The following is a 405-nucleotide window of genomic DNA, read 5'->3' on the forward strand; positions in this document are numbered from 1 at the left end:
CCCCCTCGCCCTGGCCGCCCTGCTCGCCCTCCCTGGCTGTGCGCAGAACGATGAACCGGCCCTCTGCAACTTGTCGCTCCCAGGGGAAGCGCCAGGCATCGACCCACTGCTCGTCCCGGTGGGCGCTCCCGCGGCGATGCGCGTGGACATCGCCACCCGGACGCTCCAGTGCGAAAGCGGCAAGACGGCCCAGGCTCCCGACACCGCCACCGCGGAGGTCTTCGACCCGGAGAACCAACTCATCCCCTCCGAGGTCTCCCTGCAGGCGTCGGGCACGGTGGCCACGCTGAGCTTCACGCCCACCGTCGTGGGTCGGCACCACGTCATCCTCGCCTTCACCCCGGTGGGTGGCATCCGGCAGCTCGGCATCTATGCGGCGAGCCACTGGGCGGGGGCTCCCTCCCC

1 pseudogene is annotated in these 405 nt (G+C 71.6%); it reads left to right on the forward strand.

The window, feature by feature from the left end:
• Positions 1-405, forward strand: a pseudogene (locus HR086_RS47785) (hypothetical protein); the annotation flags it as partial.

Origin of the sequence: Myxococcus sp. CA039A, from assembly GCF_013336645.1 — a bacterium.
Lineage (GTDB): Bacteria > Myxococcota > Myxococcia > Myxococcales > Myxococcaceae > Myxococcus > Myxococcus llanfairpwllgwyngyllgogerychwyrndrobwllllantysiliogogogochensis.